Origin of the sequence: Niastella koreensis GR20-10, from assembly GCF_000246855.1 — a bacterium.
Taxonomy (GTDB): Bacteria; Bacteroidota; Bacteroidia; order Chitinophagales; family Chitinophagaceae; genus Niastella; species Niastella koreensis.
This window is the reverse complement of record NC_016609.1, coordinates 3,841,939-3,858,896: the sequence shown is the minus strand read 5'-3', so window position 1 is coordinate 3,858,896 and position 16,958 is coordinate 3,841,939. Positions and strand designations below refer to the sequence as shown.

The following is a 16,958-nucleotide window of genomic DNA, read 5'->3' as shown; positions in this document are numbered from 1 at the left end:
GCAAAAAATAATAAATGAATTGTATGAAATACTTATATAGTTTGATTGCATCGACTTTGCTTTTTTCATTTCGCCCTACAGGTGATATTTACAGTATCGCTGTCAAAAACCTGGATGGAAACAATTTTGACTTGAATCAGTATAAAGGAAAAAAGATGCTTTTTGTAGTGCTTCCGCTTTCCGCTGAGGATACTACGATCACCGTAAGCCAGCTTGCTCAATTACAGTATAAATACCAGGGCTCACTTGTGGTAGTAGGTGTTCCTTCCATAGAAGCCGGGTTTAAAACTCCGGATGCAGATACGCTGAGTACCTTATATAAGGATGCCCATATCTTATTGACTGAAGGAATGAACGTAAAAAAAGGCGGACAGCAGGCCGTGCTTTTTCAATGGCTCACCAGTAAGGACCAGAACCATCATTTTGATCTGGATGTGCAGGGAGTTGGAAGCAAGTTCTTTGTAGATGAAGGCGGAGATTTGTATGCGGTAATGGGACCCGATTTTTCCCTTGCCAATCCTGTAGTGGAAAAGATCCTGACCAAACCACAGCGAAAGAATCCTTAAAAGGAAATAAAGTAAATGCATGCAATCAACAAATAAATCGAATCCCATGTATCGATATACATCTATTATAAAATTAATAGCACCTTTTTGTGTATTGCTGGTTTCACAGGTGCATGCACAGGATGCTACACCTGTAACGCCCCCCAATTATACAGGTCCGGTAAATTATGTCAGGACGTGGGAAGCGCAGGCGCCCATCACCGATCCTGATGTGCTGATGAGCCGTCCTTTAAAGGAAGTAAAACTGGCCACCCAATATCTCGATGGGTTGGGGCGGCCATTGGAAACTGTGGTACGGCAGGGATCTCTGCCAACCAGCGGTCTTCCTGCAGACCTTGTTACACCAACTGTATACGATGAGTTCGGCAGAGTATCCAGACAATACCTGTCTTTTGCTGCTAACACCCAGGGAGGGAATTCTTCTGTGAGTGACGGGCAGGTTAAGTTAAACCCATTCGAGCAACAGCAATATTTTTACAGCGATAATAATGTGAGCAGTCCCATTAAAGGTCAGGGGGAAACTTTCTATTATGGTAAAACAGAGTTTGAGCCTTCACCTTTAAGCAGGACAGAAAGAACCTATGCACCTGGTAACAGCTGGGTAAACCAGGGAAACGGAATGAAAATAAAGTATTGGACGAATACCCTGACTGACGAAGTGCGGATCTGGACCGTAAACGATAATCAAAACGATTTTGGCAGTTACAATACTGTGGCGGGTAGCAATGGCGTTTATGCCGCTGGTGTATTGTTTAAACACGTGACGGTTGATGAAAAAGGTAAGCAGGTGATTGAATTCAAAGACAAAGAAGGACAACTGATCCTGAAGAAAGTGCAGAATACCGCATCGGCTGATGATGGTTCGGGCAGGGATCATTCAGGTTGGTTATGCTCTTATTTTATTTATGATGACCTCAAACAGTTACGAGCTGTAGTGCAGCCGAAAGGAGTTGAATTACTGGCCGGGAACAGCTGGGACCCGAACGCCCTTGGTGGATCGATCCTGAATGAACAATGCTTTCGTTATGAATATGATGTTCGCAAAAGGATGATCATGAAAAAAGTGCCAGGTGCAGGTATCGTGCAGATGGTATATGATGGACGCGACAGGCTGGTGATGAGCCAGGATGCCAACATGCGTTTAAACAAAGAATGGCTGGTGACCAGGTATGATGAGCAGAACAGGCCTGTTGCTGTTGTTAAGATCGTTGACCCTGTTTATTTTGATAATGCAGCTTACCATCGAACAACTGTTGGTGTAAGCATATCATATCCTGATGTATCGTTGTATTCAAATGAACTGCTCACTGAAACCCATTATGATAATTATGATGGCATTTCAAATGCCTTTGAGTATACTACATTGAAATCAAGTGGATATACTGCTTATTTAACCGCTGCGGCTAATAATTATCCGGAACCATTGTCGATAACCACTAATGCCAGCGGACTGGTTACATGGACAAAAGTAAAAGTGTTGGGGGAAGATAAGTATATTACTTCATGCAATCTGTATGATGATAAAGGGAGGGTTATACAGGTGCAAACCCTTAATTACACCGGAGAGATGGATGTAGTAACAAATTTGTATAGCTTTTCCGGTCAATTACTGGTATCCCATTTAAATCATCGTAAAGGAGGAGTCAGTACTCAGTCTTTTGAAATAGCTACAAAAAGTACATATGATGATCTGGGCCGGTTGATAACCGTAGAAAAGAACCTGAATGGAAATGGATGGAAGACCCTGGCCTCCCTTGCTTACGATGCGTTGGGTCAATTAAAAACAAAAATACTGGCGCCTGGATTTAATAGTACCGGTCTGGAGACAATGAACTATGACTATAACATCAGGGGGTGGATGCTGGGTGCTAACCGGGAATATGCAAAAAGCACTTCCACCAATGATCATTCTTTTGGTTTTGATCTTGCATATGATAAATCAGGCATTCCTTCTCTTGGAAGTTATGGATCAGTACAATTTAATGGAAATATCACCGGAACGGTTTGGAAAAGTAAAGGAGATCAACAGATCAGAAAATATGATTATTCTTATGATGCAGTAAACCGCCTTACGGGTGCTGCTTTTACTCAATACGATGGAGGTTTTAATACCACCGCCGGTGTTGATTTTACTGTATCCAATCTTACTTATGATGCCAATGGGAATATTTTAAGTATGGACCAGAAAGGCCTTAAAGTAGGCACGAGTTCTGAAATTGATAAATTACGGTATACATATCAGGATTACTCGAATAAATTGAAGAATGTTATGGATCTTAGCAATGATCCACTTACTAAACTGGGAGATTTCAGGTATTCAGTTTCGCATCCGCAGAAGGCTGCCAAAGATTCATATGGCCAAAACCCTTCATCAATTAATCCGGCAACAGTAACGGATTACAACTATGATGAAAATGGAAATTTGAATGTCGACTATAATAAGGATGTCAGTTCCATTTCTTATAATCATCTAAACCTTCCTGAAGTTATTTCTGTTACCGGCAAAGGAAGCATCGTTTATACATATGACGCTACAGGTAATAAGCTAAAAAAAGTGGTGCACGAAACTGGCAAGGCCGACAAAACCACCTTATATCTTTTTGGGACTTATGAAGATGATGTACTGCAATTTTTGCCGCAGGAAGAAGGAAGGATCCGGCCGGTGCGTGATAATAATGGTGCAATTACTTCATTTGCCTATGATTATTATTTAAAAGACCACCTGGGCAACATCAGAATGGTTTTGACCGATGAGCAGAAGGCGCCTGATATTTACCAGGCAGGCATGGAGGTGGCCAACCGGAGTTTTGAAGTGGCATTGTTTGGCGACAAGATCAATGCTACAGAAGCTGATAAACCGGGCATGAATAATGAAATTGAGATTTTTGATAATGATAATATAAATAATAAGAAAGTAAGCAAAGTAAATGGTGGTACTGCAGAAAGCAGGGTAGGGCCTGGCGTTATTTTGAAGGTAATGGCTGGCGATAAAATAAAAGCTAGCACCTTTGCCTGGTATAAGCCCGCTGCTACAGATAATAGTATTGATCAGAACTTGGGCCCGGTTATTTTCAACATGCTGGGACAGTTAACCCCCGGTATCTCCGGATTGGCCAAAGGCGGCGCAGCCTCGCAGGTAACCGATAACATGTTGCAGCCAGGCATGCAAAACCTGTTGGGGAGCCAAACCCCGGTAGTGGGCGCCCCCAAAGCATTTTTGAACTATGTGTTATTGGACGAAGAGCAATTCAAGGCAGTAAAGTATGGCGCCACACCGGTGCCTGAAATTCACCCGGGTGAGCAAAAGCATTTGTTACAAGCCGATGGCGGCAATGAAATAGAAATGTCGCAAAATGGATATCTTTATGTGTTTGTAAGTAATGAAAGCAAGGGAGATGTGTATTTTGATGATATAAGAGTTGAACATATCCGGGGGGCATTGCTGGAAGAAACGCACTATTATCCATTTGGGTTAACAATGGCGGGGATAAGCTCGAAAGCTATCGGGCGCCTTGATAATAAGTATGGATATAATGGCAAGGAAAAGCAGGAGAAGGAATTTAGTGATGGTAGTGGGTTGGAATGGTATGACTATGGGGCGAGGGAATATGATGCACAACTGGGCAGATGGTCGGCAATAGACCCTTTGGCTGAGAAATACACTAGTTTATCATCGTATGTTTATGTGGCCAATAATCCACTCTTGTTTCATGATCCAGACGGAAAAAGAATAAAAATAAAATACAGAGATGACGAAGGACATAAACAAAAGGCTTTTTTTAATGAAGAACATGGAACTGCAGTTGATAAGAAGGGCAATGAGGTGCATGGAAAATTTGTAGATAATGTAGTGGCAGGATTGAAATATGCCCAAAAGGCTGATGAGAATGGTATTATCAAAACTGTAGCAAATGATAAAAGAACTGTTACCATAAAGCAGGCTTTTGGTTTTAATGAGCCGAATCATTATAGTTCTGGATTTCTGGGTATGGGTCGGGTTATAAAATGGAATCCAGTCGCTGCTACTCAGTTAGTAGATACAAAAAATTATCAAATGAAATTCCTGCAATCCTTTCAATCACCTGCTATTGGACTTTTTCATGAAATGAATCATGTCTATGGTGATTTTGTAAGTCATGCTGATTATATGGATGGGACATTCACAAAAGACCAAGTTTATGATAATGCGGAGGAGCGTCGTGTTATCCTAAAATTTGAAACACCAGCAGCTCAAAAGCTTGGTGAAGGAGTTCGGAATAACCATACGGGATACATTTACAAAACAACTGGTCCGACAGATATAAAAGAAGTAAAACCATGAGGTTAATTATTATCATTTGTATATCATTAATTGTTTGCAATAAGTGTTATTGTCAGGATACGCTTTACCGAAGTGAAATACAGGAAACCCTAAAAGATCTTTATAAAGACAGTACCTCGTTCAGGAGTTATAATAACCTTCCTAAGTATGTAAGGAGCTATATGAACCAGCGATTTGAAGGAACGTTCAGGTTGTCAAAGCACAAATTCAATGCTTCAGATATAGGATCTATGCGACATTCCAGAAAATATATGTATGCGGCAGGGTCTAAGGGTGTTTATGTGGTGGGGTACGAACATGGTGGATATGCATATCATTGCCATGCAATTATTTTCAGAACCAATGGTAAGCAGGTTGTAAACATGTATAATTTGGTAACCCCGAAACATGGGGTATCTGAATTAGCCCATATTATAGAATATGGCGAGTACAGGTATCAAAGATATGATGACTATTGACAGAATTTTTTCAATTACTGGCTGGTTTTTCTACCAGCCGGTTTTTATTTTTGACCTGTATCGTCCCGCATACCTATTCCCCAATTCCACACACTTATTGCCCCAATGACACATCTATCAAATGGGACTACCGTTTCTTTTTTAGGTGCTTCCGGTGTCTTATATTCGTATTATCCCAACCCGCTTAACCAAAACAACCTTGCACATGAAGAAGAATTTACTCCTGATTTTATTGGTTAGCATCAGTATGTTGTATGGCAAGGTGTCCCACGCCCAGGAAAAAGAGTCTGTGGCAGATAAGATTATAAATTTTCCTTCTACATTCTTCAGCAAGATCCAGAACAAATATGCCGGTCTCGAAGACCGAATGACCAAACAAACCACCAAATACCTCCAGCGCCTGGCCAAAAAGGAAAAGAAAATGAAGCGCAAACTGGCCAAGGTGGATTCGGCCAAAGCTGAACAGACCTTTGGCGATATCGACGCCCAATATGGTAAAATGATCGCCGCGATCAATACCGACAGTCTGCCCGTAAAACGCGGTTCCGGCGCCTATATGCCCATGGTAGATTCGGTTAAGACCAGCCTGGCCTTCCTGAATCAGAACAGTCCTTTACTGGAACAATCAAAGGAAGTGCAGGATAAACTGAAAGGCTCACTCTCTCAGGTAAACCAGCTGCAGGGCAAATTGCAGGAGGCCGACCAGGTAAAAGCATTTATTCTGCAACGAAAGCAACAGATAAAACAGTCCCTGGGCCGCTTTACCAACCTGCCCAAAGGACTGACCGATGAATTTACCGGTTTTCAGAAAGAAGCTTATTACTACAGCGCGCAGCTAAAGGAGTATAAAGACATGCTGAACGATCCCGATAAAATGGTGCAGCGGGGCCTGTCGCTGCTGAACAAACTGCCGGCATTTACCAGTTTCATGAAACAGAACAGCGAACTGGCCAGCCTGTTTCGCTTACCCGATAATTACGGCACACCGGCGAGTTTGGCCGGATTGCAAACCCGCTCCATGGTGCAGCAGCAGATCCAGAACCAATTGGCAGGCGGCGGACCGAACGCCCAGCAATACCTGCAACAAAACCTGCAGGCGGCGCAATCACAGTTAAATACCCTGAAGGATAAACTAAACAAACTGGGCGGCGGTGGTGGCAGCAGTGCCGATGCAGACATCCCCGATTTCAAACCCAATAACCAGCGCACCAAAACTTGCTGGCAACGGCTGGAATATGGCACCAACATCCAGACGGCAAAAAACAATTTCTTTCCTACTACCACCGATTTCGGTTTATCGGTAGGGTATAAGCTCAACGATAAAAACACCATCGGCGTAGGCGCCAGCTATAAAATGGGCTGGGGACAGGATATCAAACACATCCACATCACCAACCAGGGCATGGGCCTGCGGTCGTACATCGACGTAAAACTGAAAGGCAGTTTTTACCTCAGCGGCGGATTGGAATACAATTATCAACCCATCACGTCCGACAGTTTAAATACCAACACGGTCATGCACTGGAATGAGATCTCCAGCTGGTCAAAAAGCGGGCTCATTGGCGTTAGCAAGATCGTTAGTGTCAAAAGCAAATTCTTCAAAAAGACCAAACTGCAATTGCTGTTCGATTTCCTGAGTTACCAGCAGGTACCGCGGACCCAGCCGATCAAGTTCAGGGTGGGGTATACTTTCTAAAATAAAAGAATCCCTGATTAGAGATACCCTATTGGCACACTTATCACTAAAAACTACGCGGCTATTGCTAAAATCGCACGGATACCAAACAGTCTTGGTTAATTGAAATGTTTTTTATTACACACCGGAGCTTCTTGGTAAAACACTTCGTTATACAGCCCAGGCCAAATAATCCGATTAGATTTATAGATCCGGATGGAATGGCGGCTGGGCCTGGAGATCATTTCCAATCAGTGGAGGAAGCAGCTAAAGATTTTGGTCAAACTTACAATGGGAGTTCAATTAAGTCAGGAACAGAATCAATTACTGTGATTTATATAGCACAAGATCCCAAGACTCAAGAGATATATTATTCATATTTTGAACCTCAAACCCAAGATGAAGCGGCTGGGGCAACCTTTAACATCGTTCTGCCCGATTATGTAGCAGGATTTGTAGCAATAATTCATACGCATGGAAAATATCTGGCGGAACTTGGAAAAGGAAACGAGATTATTTTAAGTAAACAAGATTATTATGAAGGTATTTAATTTGATGGCTTTTTTTATCTTATTATTGGTATGTTCTACAAGTATTTACAGCAATTTAATCCAAAATAAGAACGAAAAAAGGGACTACGTTCCTGATGCAGAGACTGCCATTAAAGTTGCAGAAGCAGTATGGCTTCCTATTTATGGAAATAGGATATACAATGAAAAACCTTTTATAGCGAGATTGGAGAACAACAAAGTTTGGATTGTTGAGGGAACATTGAAGGGTGATTCTGTTTATAATTCTAAGCCTAATCCTAATTCAAGGTCTATATTTATTGTAGTTGGTGGAGTTGCGCATATTGAGATACAAAAAAGTGATTGTAAAATATTACAAGTATCTCATGGTAAATAAAGAAATGTGCCAGGTGTAATGTTTATTAATAGTTTATTTTCAGTAACTGGCTGGATGATATTCGGCCAGTTATTTATTTTCCCGCACAGCTATCGCCCAATTCGACACATCTATCAAATGGGACTACCGTTTCTTTTTTAGGTGCTTCCGGCGTCTTATATTCGTATTATCCCAACCCGTTTAACCAAAAAAAACTTGCGCATGAAGAAGAATTTACTCCTGATTTTATTGGTTAGCATCAGCATGTTGTATGGCAAGGTGTCCCACGCGCAGGAAAAAGAGCCTGTGGTTGATAAGATTATAAGTTTTCCTACTACGTTCTTCAGCAAGATCCAGAACAAATACGCCGGCCTCGAAGACCGGATGACCAAACAAACCACCAAATACCTCCAACGCCTGGCCAAAAAAGAGAAGAAGATGAAGCGCAAGCTGGCTAAGGTGGATTCTACCAAAGCCGAACAAACCTTTGGCGACATCGATGCGCAATACGGTAAAATGATTGCCGCGATCAATACCGACAGTCTGCCCGTAAAACGCGGTTCCGGCGCCTATATGCCCATGGTAGATTCGGTGAAGACCAGCCTGGCCTTCCTGAATCAGAACAGTCCTTTACTGGAACAATCAAAGGAAGTGCAGGATAAACTGAAAGGTTCACTCTCGCAGGTAAACCAGTTGCAGGGCAAACTGCAGGCCGCCGACCAGGTAAAAGCCTTTATCCAGCAACGGAAACAACAGATAAAACAGTCCCTGAGCCGGTTTACCAACCTGCCCAAAGGACTCACCGATGAATTTACCGGTTTTCAGAAAGAAGCTTATTACTACAGCGCGCAGCTGAAGGAGTATAAAGACCTGCTGAACGATCCCGACAAAATGGTGCAGCGGGGCCTGTCGCTGCTGAACAAACTGCCGGCATTTACCAGTTTCATGAAACAGAACAGCGAACTGGCCAGCCTGTTTCGCTTACCCGATAATTATGGCACACCGGCGAGTTTGGCCGGACTGCAAACCCGTTCCATGGTGCAGCAGCAGATCCAGAACCAATTGGCAGGCGGCGGACCGAACGCTCAGCAATACCTGCAAAAAAACCTGCAGGCGGCGCAATCACAATTAAACAGCCTGAAAGACAAATTGAACAAACTGGGCGGCGGTGGCGGCAGCAGTGCCGATGCCGACATTCCCGATTTCAAACCCAATAACCAGCGCACCAAAACTTTCTGGCAACGGCTGGAATATGGCACCAACATCCAGACGGCAAAAAATAATTTCTTTCCCACTACCTCCGATTTCGGTTTATCGGTAGGGTATAAGCTCAACGATAAAAATACCATAGGTATCGGCGCCAGTTATAAAATGGGCTGGGGGCAGGACATCAAACACATCCACATCACCAACCAGGGCATGGGCCTGCGGTCGTATATCGACGTAAAACTGAAAGGCAGCTTTTATCTCAGTGGCGGACTGGAATACAATTATCAACCCATCACGTCCGACAGTTTAAATACCAACACGGTCATGCACTGGAATGAGATCTCCTCGTGGTCAAAGAGCGGACTCATTGGCGTTAGCAAGATCGTGAGTGTCAAAAGCAAATTCTTCAAAAAGACCAAACTGCAATTGTTGTTCGATTTCCTGAGCTATCAACAGGTGCCGCGCACCCAGCCAATCAAGTTCAGGGTGGGGTATACGTTTTAAAGCTAGTGGAATTCTTGCGGTAGGAGATATTCCTATGATTCGTACACTTATCGCCCAAAACTACACAGCTGTTGCCAAAAATGCACGGATACCAAACAGTCTTGGTTAATTGAAAATGTTTTTTGATATTTGTCATTTTACAATTAAGCCGCATTAGGAAAAGATTTGTAGCATAGCGGCCTTTTGATTCCATTTACCAAAACCTGATCAAATGCACCCCAAACCCAACCCCAAGCCCGCTTCTCTACACGTTTTCCCATCACCCTGGTTCAATAGGGCATGTTATAGAATAATCCCCCAATGATTATTTAATTTTTCTGCCTCTTTTTGCGATTAACTCTGTTAATGGCTGTAGTCTCAGTCTGCCTGTTTGCGTTGCAATCTAAGGCGGGGTCTGCATAGCCTATTGAGTATTATAATATATAATATACATTTTGAATTTATATGGCAAGAAATATTTATGCGTCATTCATTTGCCTGCTGTTGAATTTTTTTATCAGTGATGGATATGCTCAAAATCGCTACACGTTGCCTCAATTGACCCCGCATTCACCTAATGCTGCCAGTTTGGGAAAGTATGGAGATATCCCGGTTTCTTTAAATAATGGAATGGCCAATATTTCCATTCCGCTTTTCGACGTTAAAATAGGATCATTCGATTTACCGGTTACTCTTAGCTATCATAACAATGGGCTAAAAACCAATGAAATTCCATCTTGGGTAGGCCTGGGATGGGACATCTCGAGTTTTGGCGTTATTAATATTCAAACCAGGGGAAATGGAGATTTTGCTGACGAGGGCAACGGGATGTTTAGTACTATAATCCCATCTCAACAAAAATTGCAAAAATATCTACAAAACCAGATGACAGATCAGGAGAAGTATGATTATGTGGAAGGGGTAATAAGAGGTGATTATGATAGTGAGTATGATCTGTATAGTTATAGCTTCCTCGGTCAGTCAGGATCTTTTTACCTGGACGCTAATCAGAATATTATATGTGTTCCTCAATCTAATCTTAAAATAACGAAAGAAATTGATGGTTTTACGATTGTTGACGAAAGAGGCAATAAATATTATTTTGGTTTAGCGGAACATACCGAATCAACACCTTTTCCGGAGAATGATCTTTATGCACGCAAAAGCTTTAATGGTACCGGCAGTTATTTATTAAGCTATATCACTACGTCCGATAATAGGACAATTAGCTTTGGCTATACTCAGTACCCTTTTAATTATCATACCACTTCGGAATATGCAAAGGCTTATAACAGACCCAAGTTTAAAACTGAGTGTCCGGACAACAGCTATGTGTCTACCCAGACGAATATTTATTTGACTAATTGTGTTTCAGGTATGAATACGACGAACGTGGCCGGATGATGGCAAAAAAGGTACCCGGCGCAGATTGGGTGTGCCTGGTATATGATGTACGTGATCGATTGGTATTTACCCAGGATGGAAATATGCGAAGTGGCAACAAGGGACAATGGATGGCCACTTTGTATGATGACCAGAACAGACAGGTAATGACCGGGATGATCAATGGTTATACAGCTAACCGGGATGCATTGCAATTGGATGTAGCAAATCAAACAGGAACAAATTCCGGGGTGCAGACAGTGGTGGATGGCATGACAATAAATGCTTGTCCGCTTCCCGGTGGATTTTCTTTTACTGCGTTGACAAAAAACTATTACGATAAATACGATTGGACTAATAAAACCTATAGCGTCGCCTATAATAATCTGCTGGATGCCGGCAATAATTTACATCCATTAACACCGCCCTCCCTGGAGCAAAAAGCGACAACCGGAATGGTTACCGGTTCCCAGGTGCGGGTAATTTCAGATCCCAGTAACCTGACGGCTGGTAATTGGTTGGCTACCGTTAATTTTTATGATGACCGCAACCGGCTGTTGCAGGTAAATGAGGAGACTTTAAAAGGAACCGATGTTATCACCAGCCGGTATGATTTTTCCGGTAAAATAATAAGTAATTACCTGGATCATACTAATTCTGCCGGCAGTACCCCATTTAGCCTTCGGGTAAAAACCAATATGGAATATGATCATGCCGGTCGGGTAAAAGAAGTATGGAAAGTAATAAATGACGATGCCAATAAAAAGACGCTCATTGCCAAAAATGAGTATGATGAGCTCGGACAGTTGGCGCATAAACAGTTGGGACACAAAAAAGACAGGAGCGATAATTATACTACACCTGTATATGATCCATTGGAGATCCTGGATTATAGCTATAATATCCGTGGCTGGTTAACAGGGATCAATAAAGACTACGCCAACGGCGTAGCGGCTATAAACAGGCAGGCTCCCTGGTTTGGGATGGAATTGAATTATGACAAAGGGTTCGATATAAACCAGTTGAACGGGAACATTGCAGGTACTAAATGGTGTAGCAAAGGCAATGGTGAGCGGCGGGCGTATGGCTATACGTACGATAAGGCAAACAGATTATTGGGCGCCAATTATTCGCAGTTTAATGGCAGTGCCTACTGGTATTTTCCCACTATCAAGTTTGATATGCGTATGGGTGATGGCATTAACTATTATAGTGCATATGATGAGAATGGGAACATACTTGCTATGATGCAAATGGGATTAAAGCTGCAAAACAGTGAAGTATTCGATGATCTTCATTATGAATATCACCTGGATGGTAATAAATTAAAATCAGTTACCGATAATATGCCTGTACAAACAAGTTCCGGTCTGGGCGATTTTCAGGATAATAATACAGGTAGTAACGATTATGGCTATGATGTAAACGGCAACCTGGTAACTGATAAAAATAAAAAGTTAAATGGGGTGGCAGATGTTGACCAGGCAAGCGGTGCCATAGTTTATAATCACCTAAACCTGCCTTCGTTAATAAACGTAGATAATGGTAATAAAGGCACCATCACTTATGTTTACAATGCTGCCGGCAATAAGCTGCAGAAAATAGCGCTGGAAAAAGGAGTGACAGTAGTCAATATTGTTTCCGATGTTAAGACTACTACCAATTATGTAGGGGGATTCGTTTATGAAAGCAAGGAATATCTTAATCAAGCCCTGGCGTCGGAAAACTATTTCGATAAGTTGCAGTTTGTAAATCATGAAGAAGGCCGGATGCGATATATAATACCAGCACCAGGCGCTGATCCGCGTTATGAATATGATTATTTCGTAAAAGATCATCTGGGAAATGTGCGTATGGTACTCACCGAAGAACAAAAGCAGGATATATATCCTGCGGCTACTCTGGAAGGAAACCTGTCAAATAGCGCCGATGCCGTTTACAAGGAGAAAGATTTTTATAATATCGATGGTAATTATATCGTTGATATAAGCACTACTTCGCTTCCGGGTTTGCCAACTTATCAGAACAATAATGGCACTTATAATCCCAATCCCAACAGTCAGGTAAATGACAACAGTCAAAAATTATATAAATTAAACGCAACCACTAACAAAACCGGGCTAGGTATAACGTTAAAGGTGATGGTGGGTGACCAGATAGATATTATGGGGAAATCCTATTGGTTTAAAAATGGTGGTAACTACAATGTTCAGTTCCCAGTGCCGGTGGATGGAATAATTGATGCCTTACTGGGCAGTCCGACTATGATAGGCAAGGGGCTGACTACACCCGCGCTTTCACCCTATCTTGGCGGCGCACTGAATATTTTTAAAAACCGTACTGATGTGGCGGATGCGCCGTGGGCCTATATTAACTGGATATTTTTTGATGAGCAATTTAATTATGCCGGAGGTAGTTTCCGGCGAATAAGTTCCTCTGTGGGAATGACAGACCATACACTGATAAATCAATCAGATTTAGTTGCTCCCAGGAATGGTTACGTTTTTGTATATTGTAGCAACGAAAGTGCGTATGATGTATATTTTGACAATTTGCAGGTTTTCCATAATAAGAGTGCATTGGTAGAAGAAACGCATTATTATCCGTTTGGGTTGGCGATGCCGGGAATAAGTACGAAGGCGGCTACGATTGCACCGGAGAACAGGTATAAGTATAATGGAATAGAGCAAGCTACTGACTTGGGACTTAATCAATATGATGCTATTTACCGAAATCTTGATCCGCAAATTGGAAGATGGCATCAGATAGATCCTTTATTGGAGTTGGGCGATGGTATAACTCCTTATGGTTTTGCAGATAATAACCCCATTCAATTTAATGACCCGTTAGGGTTAAGTAGTCAGGATTATACAGGTAATCAGGGATATATATATGACCCCCAAAAAAAGCAAATCTCATACGATCCAAATGTTCACAAACAAGATGATATTATTACACCAGGATTGACATATTTAGGGGAAAGAATTGTTACAACAGATGTAAATGGCAATAAAACCTGGTGGAATGAGGATGGGGCCTCTACAAATAGTGATCCAGGCTGGGGGAATTTAGCTGCTGTAACCATTTCAGGAGTCAAAAAAAGTAAAGGGCATAGTGGGTGGTCCTCTTTATTAAATATAGGGCAAACTTTTATGCCTATAGGGCTGTCGCAGAGATTAGATGACAATTTTTATGATTCTTACATAAGGAAAGGAACTGCAATTGATCTAATAACTCTGGGGTCTCCTATAATAAGAAAACGTTTCCAAATGCGAGGTGCCACATGGGGAACCTCTATTGCATCAATTCTTCTTCGTGAGATTATTCCTTCAGAGTATACAATTAAAGGAACATTTACCAAATTATTAGGTACTAAGTTGGGTGAAAGACTAGGGAGTGCTGTGCAAGGAAGGTTGGCAACCAAGGGATTGGGAGGTGCGGCCGGAAGAGTGGTACCTATTATCGGGTGGGCTATCTTTATATTGGATCTTGATACTTCTGTAAATAATGTATTAAATGAATATATTGATGACGGAAACAAAGAGAAATTTAAAGATTCCCCCGTTAATACAAATTTACACGAAGTAAGTTCTTCATCAACTGGGAGTTTATGATGTTCAGTAAAATATTGCTTTGATTATGGATGAAATATTTGATCGAATAATAAAATTTGTTGTAGCAAACCGATGGGATTACGATTTTCCTCTAACTAGAAATACCTCTTTACAAAAAGACCTGAAGATTTATGGCGATGATGCGGCTGAAATTATTATTGCATTTGGTAAAGAGTTTAATGTAGATATTTCAGACTTCAAATTGCAGGAATATTTTGAGCCGGAAGGCGATGCTGTGATTGCGTCAATAATGCGATTGTTTAAAAAGAAGAAGATGTCATATAAGCCGTTAACTTTGGGTGATTTAGAGTATGCAGTAATAAAAGGGAAACTGGAATAACAAAATGGTAGTATCGATGCGAATTTAGATAGAGCAAAGGTACTTGCAACAATATTGTATGATAATTCAGATAACATTGCTCAGACGTTAATAAATACGCACACATCTGCAGCACATACTCAGCCTACCGTGGAGTTTGGTACAAACAGCAGAAGTGAAGATGTCGACTTGCCAGTTATTTCTTTGAATTTGCCGCCGGAACATATGTCGATGGTGTATCACAGGGCATTAAGACTTTTGGATAGAAAATATCATGTTGCCGGAAGAAAATATGCTTTGAAAGCGATACTGATCGAAAATTTTAAGAATGCTTACAGTGAAATAAAAGTGATGGGTGCCCCAGGAATAAAGTGCGTCCAGGTTATTGTTTCACTGGCATCTTCATTTTTCATTCCATGTCCAGCAGAATTATAATTTGACAACATTAAGAATGCAGTCCACAGTAAATGCAAATAGAAATTTATGAAATATCGACTAAAAAATAATGGTTAAGAATGAAGCTGATTATCATGTTGGGGTTAATTTGTTGTGGGTATACTGTCCATGCACAAGACAAAGGACGAGAAGCCGTTGACGTGGATAGTTTAATGGCTGTCAAAATAGCCAAAAAAGCTTGGGTGAAAAAGTTTGGCAAGACAGTCAACCTGTCAAAGCCTTTTTATGCAACTCTCAAGAATGATTCGATTTGGATAGTTAAGGGAACGCTTCATACTGATAGAGGTGGAACTCCCTATGCTTTGATAGACAGGTGGACAGGTAGGGTTTTGCTTAATACTCATACCAAATAACTTTGGCTGTTAGTCAATCTGAAGCCAAATTCACACACTTATCGCCTGATATTACACACCTGCCAATCGGGGCTGCCGTTTCTTTTTTAGATGCTTTCGGTGGCTTATATTCGTACAGTCCCAACCCATTTAACCAAATCGGCCTTGCGCATGAAAAAGAACTTCCTCCTCATTTTGATGGTATTCATTAGCCTGTTATATGGCAAGGTTTCCCGGGCGCAGGAAAAAGAGTCCGGGGTTGATTTCTTCACAAAGGTTTTAAACGATAACGGCCGTTATGGTGCTTTTTTGGCCCTCAAAGTAAAATCAAAAAGTTTCACGGGTACTGTAGTAACTGAAAATTTCTGTTTGTATCGTTATTATAATGAAACGCATGGGTGGCAGAAAAATGAGTACGTCAATTTTTTGCGCGAACGATTAAATGCCGATGATACTATTCGTTTGGATGATCAATATATCAAAAGTGGTCATTGCTTTTTTACATCTGAAATTAAAGTGGACTCGCTAAGTGCTAATGAAATAGTGAAATTATATTTTACGCCTGGCGAAATATCGGTAATGAGATCCGGCATTACTTTTAACGACCGGAATAGGATTGTCAGAAAGTTATTTGAAAACAAAGTGGCCTGCCGTACTGACGATGAAACGGGCGCAGTAGTACTTGTTAAGTAAACCAAAAATAAACCTCCCTTGATTAAACAGGCTTTAGTAATTTTTCTATTATTTGGAAGCAGCTGTACTTCTCAGATCTCCGATTGTTTCAATGATAAGGATTTCCAACGCTTCGACTCCCTGCTTACCAAAGGAATTTATACCGACACCCTGGTAAACCATTACATTAACGATAATCGCTATTTAATGCCGCTGAGGCAGGAATTATGTGCGCATGTAAGTGATTATAACCACATCACCTATATCGAAATGATCTCTTTTATAAACCAGCGTAGAACCGGTTTGGTCTATTTGCATGACAGGAAGAAGTTCTTTTCTTTTAGCCAGGAAAAACTCAATGCAACGCTGAATTTTTGGAAAGGGGTAGATACGGATGGCCCGCTCTATAAACTGATGAAGGAGTTTGAGCAGGATAATAAGTGGGACGCTGATAAGTTACAGAATGCTTACAGCAAAGCGAAAGGTATGAGCGCGCCGGCAATAAAATATATCCGGATCAATGATACCAGTGTGTCGTCATTTACCATTGCCTACGACCCGAAGGGGCATGTTAAATAGATGGTT

13 protein-coding genes are annotated in these 16,958 nt (G+C 41.5%); all 13 read left to right on the top strand.

Features of this window, described 5'->3' with window-relative positions; genetic code table 11:
* The first annotated feature begins 23 nt into the window (after positions 1-23).
* The 13 genes from NIAKO_RS15035 to NIAKO_RS14970 all read left to right on the top strand — a co-directional run bounded on the left by NIAKO_RS15035 (position 24) and on the right by NIAKO_RS14970 (position 16,952).
* The gene (locus NIAKO_RS15035) at positions 24-566 is read left to right on the top strand and encodes a thioredoxin domain-containing protein (RefSeq protein ID WP_014219303.1); all 543 of its coding nucleotides are present in this window, start codon (positions 24-26) and stop codon (positions 564-566) included.
* A 46-nt stretch (positions 567-612) separates the two neighbouring features.
* The gene (locus tag NIAKO_RS39120; RefSeq protein WP_207622383.1) at positions 613-4,887 is read left to right on the top strand and encodes a DUF6443 domain-containing protein; all 4,275 of its coding nucleotides are present in this window, start codon (positions 613-615) and stop codon (positions 4,885-4,887) included.
* A 663-nt stretch (positions 4,888-5,550) separates the two neighbouring features.
* On the top strand, positions 5,551-7,041 hold the full coding sequence (locus NIAKO_RS15020) for a hypothetical protein (protein ID WP_014219300.1): 1,491 nt from the start codon (positions 5,551-5,553) through the stop codon (positions 7,039-7,041).
* 134 nt (positions 7,042-7,175) lie between these two features.
* The gene (locus NIAKO_RS15015) at positions 7,176-7,571 is read left to right on the top strand and encodes a DUF4329 domain-containing protein (protein WP_207622438.1); all 396 of its coding nucleotides are present in this window, start codon (positions 7,176-7,178) and stop codon (positions 7,569-7,571) included.
* The gene (locus NIAKO_RS15010) at positions 7,558-7,926 is read left to right on the top strand and encodes a YbbC/YhhH family protein (protein ID WP_014219298.1); all 369 of its coding nucleotides are present in this window, start codon (positions 7,558-7,560) and stop codon (positions 7,924-7,926) included. The genes NIAKO_RS15015 and NIAKO_RS15010 overlap by 14 nt, the downstream gene beginning before the upstream one ends.
* A gap of 201 nt (positions 7,927-8,127) precedes the next feature.
* Positions 8,128-9,618, top strand: coding sequence for a hypothetical protein (locus NIAKO_RS15005; RefSeq protein ID WP_014219297.1), 1,491 nt, complete (start codon positions 8,128-8,130; stop codon positions 9,616-9,618).
* A gap of 444 nt (positions 9,619-10,062) precedes the next feature.
* Positions 10,063-11,001, top strand: coding sequence for a hypothetical protein (locus NIAKO_RS15000; RefSeq protein WP_014219296.1), 939 nt, complete (start codon positions 10,063-10,065; stop codon positions 10,999-11,001).
* The gene (locus tag NIAKO_RS14995) at positions 10,998-14,594 is read left to right on the top strand and encodes an RHS repeat-associated core domain-containing protein (RefSeq protein WP_014219295.1); all 3,597 of its coding nucleotides are present in this window, start codon (positions 10,998-11,000) and stop codon (positions 14,592-14,594) included. The genes NIAKO_RS15000 and NIAKO_RS14995 overlap by 4 nt, the downstream gene beginning before the upstream one ends.
* A 25-nt stretch (positions 14,595-14,619) precedes the next feature.
* A complete protein-coding gene (locus NIAKO_RS14990; RefSeq protein WP_014219294.1) occupies positions 14,620-14,934 on the top strand; it encodes a DUF1493 family protein in 315 nt (104 codons plus the stop codon).
* 54 nt (positions 14,935-14,988) lie between these two features.
* The gene (locus NIAKO_RS14985; protein WP_041346783.1) at positions 14,989-15,348 is read left to right on the top strand and encodes a hypothetical protein; all 360 of its coding nucleotides are present in this window, start codon (positions 14,989-14,991) and stop codon (positions 15,346-15,348) included.
* Between the two features lie 80 nt (positions 15,349-15,428).
* Positions 15,429-15,722 (top strand): YbbC/YhhH family protein, encoded by a 294-nt coding sequence (locus tag NIAKO_RS14980; protein WP_014219293.1) that lies wholly within the window; start codon positions 15,429-15,431, stop codon positions 15,720-15,722.
* Between the two features lie 150 nt (positions 15,723-15,872).
* Entirely contained in the window at positions 15,873-16,394 is a 522-nt protein-coding gene (locus NIAKO_RS14975; RefSeq protein ID WP_014219292.1) for a hypothetical protein, read from the top strand.
* A gap of 18 nt (positions 16,395-16,412) precedes the next feature.
* Positions 16,413-16,952 carry a hypothetical protein gene (locus NIAKO_RS14970; protein ID WP_014219291.1) on the top strand — a complete coding sequence of 180 codons (540 nt, stop codon included), beginning with the start codon at positions 16,413-16,415 and terminating at the stop codon, positions 16,950-16,952.
* Positions 16,953-16,958: the final 6 nt, after the last annotated feature.

Excerpts from the sequence above, each read along its gene's own strand:
- NIAKO_RS15005 (WP_014219297.1), top strand. The coding sequence starts at position 8,128 with ATGAAGAAGAATTTACTCCTGATTTTATTGGTTAGCATCAGCATGTTG.
- NIAKO_RS15000 (WP_014219296.1), top strand. The coding sequence starts at position 10,063 with ATGGCAAGAAATATTTATGCGTCATTCATTTGCCTGCTGTTGAATTTT.
- NIAKO_RS14990 (WP_014219294.1), top strand. The coding sequence starts at position 14,620 with ATGGATGAAATATTTGATCGAATAATAAAATTTGTTGTAGCAAACCGA.
- NIAKO_RS14980 (WP_014219293.1), top strand. The coding sequence starts at position 15,429 with ATGAAGCTGATTATCATGTTGGGGTTAATTTGTTGTGGGTATACTGTC.
- NIAKO_RS14995 (WP_014219295.1), top strand. The coding sequence starts at position 10,998 with ATGATGGCAAAAAAGGTACCCGGCGCAGATTGGGTGTGCCTGGTATAT.
- NIAKO_RS15010 (WP_014219298.1), top strand. The coding sequence starts at position 7,558 with ATGAAGGTATTTAATTTGATGGCTTTTTTTATCTTATTATTGGTATGT.
- NIAKO_RS39120 (WP_207622383.1), top strand. The coding sequence starts at position 613 with ATGTATCGATATACATCTATTATAAAATTAATAGCACCTTTTTGTGTA.
- NIAKO_RS14975 (WP_014219292.1), top strand. The coding sequence starts at position 15,873 with ATGAAAAAGAACTTCCTCCTCATTTTGATGGTATTCATTAGCCTGTTA.
- NIAKO_RS15035 (WP_014219303.1), top strand. The coding sequence starts at position 24 with ATGAAATACTTATATAGTTTGATTGCATCGACTTTGCTTTTTTCATTT.
- NIAKO_RS15020 (WP_014219300.1), top strand. The coding sequence starts at position 5,551 with ATGAAGAAGAATTTACTCCTGATTTTATTGGTTAGCATCAGTATGTTG.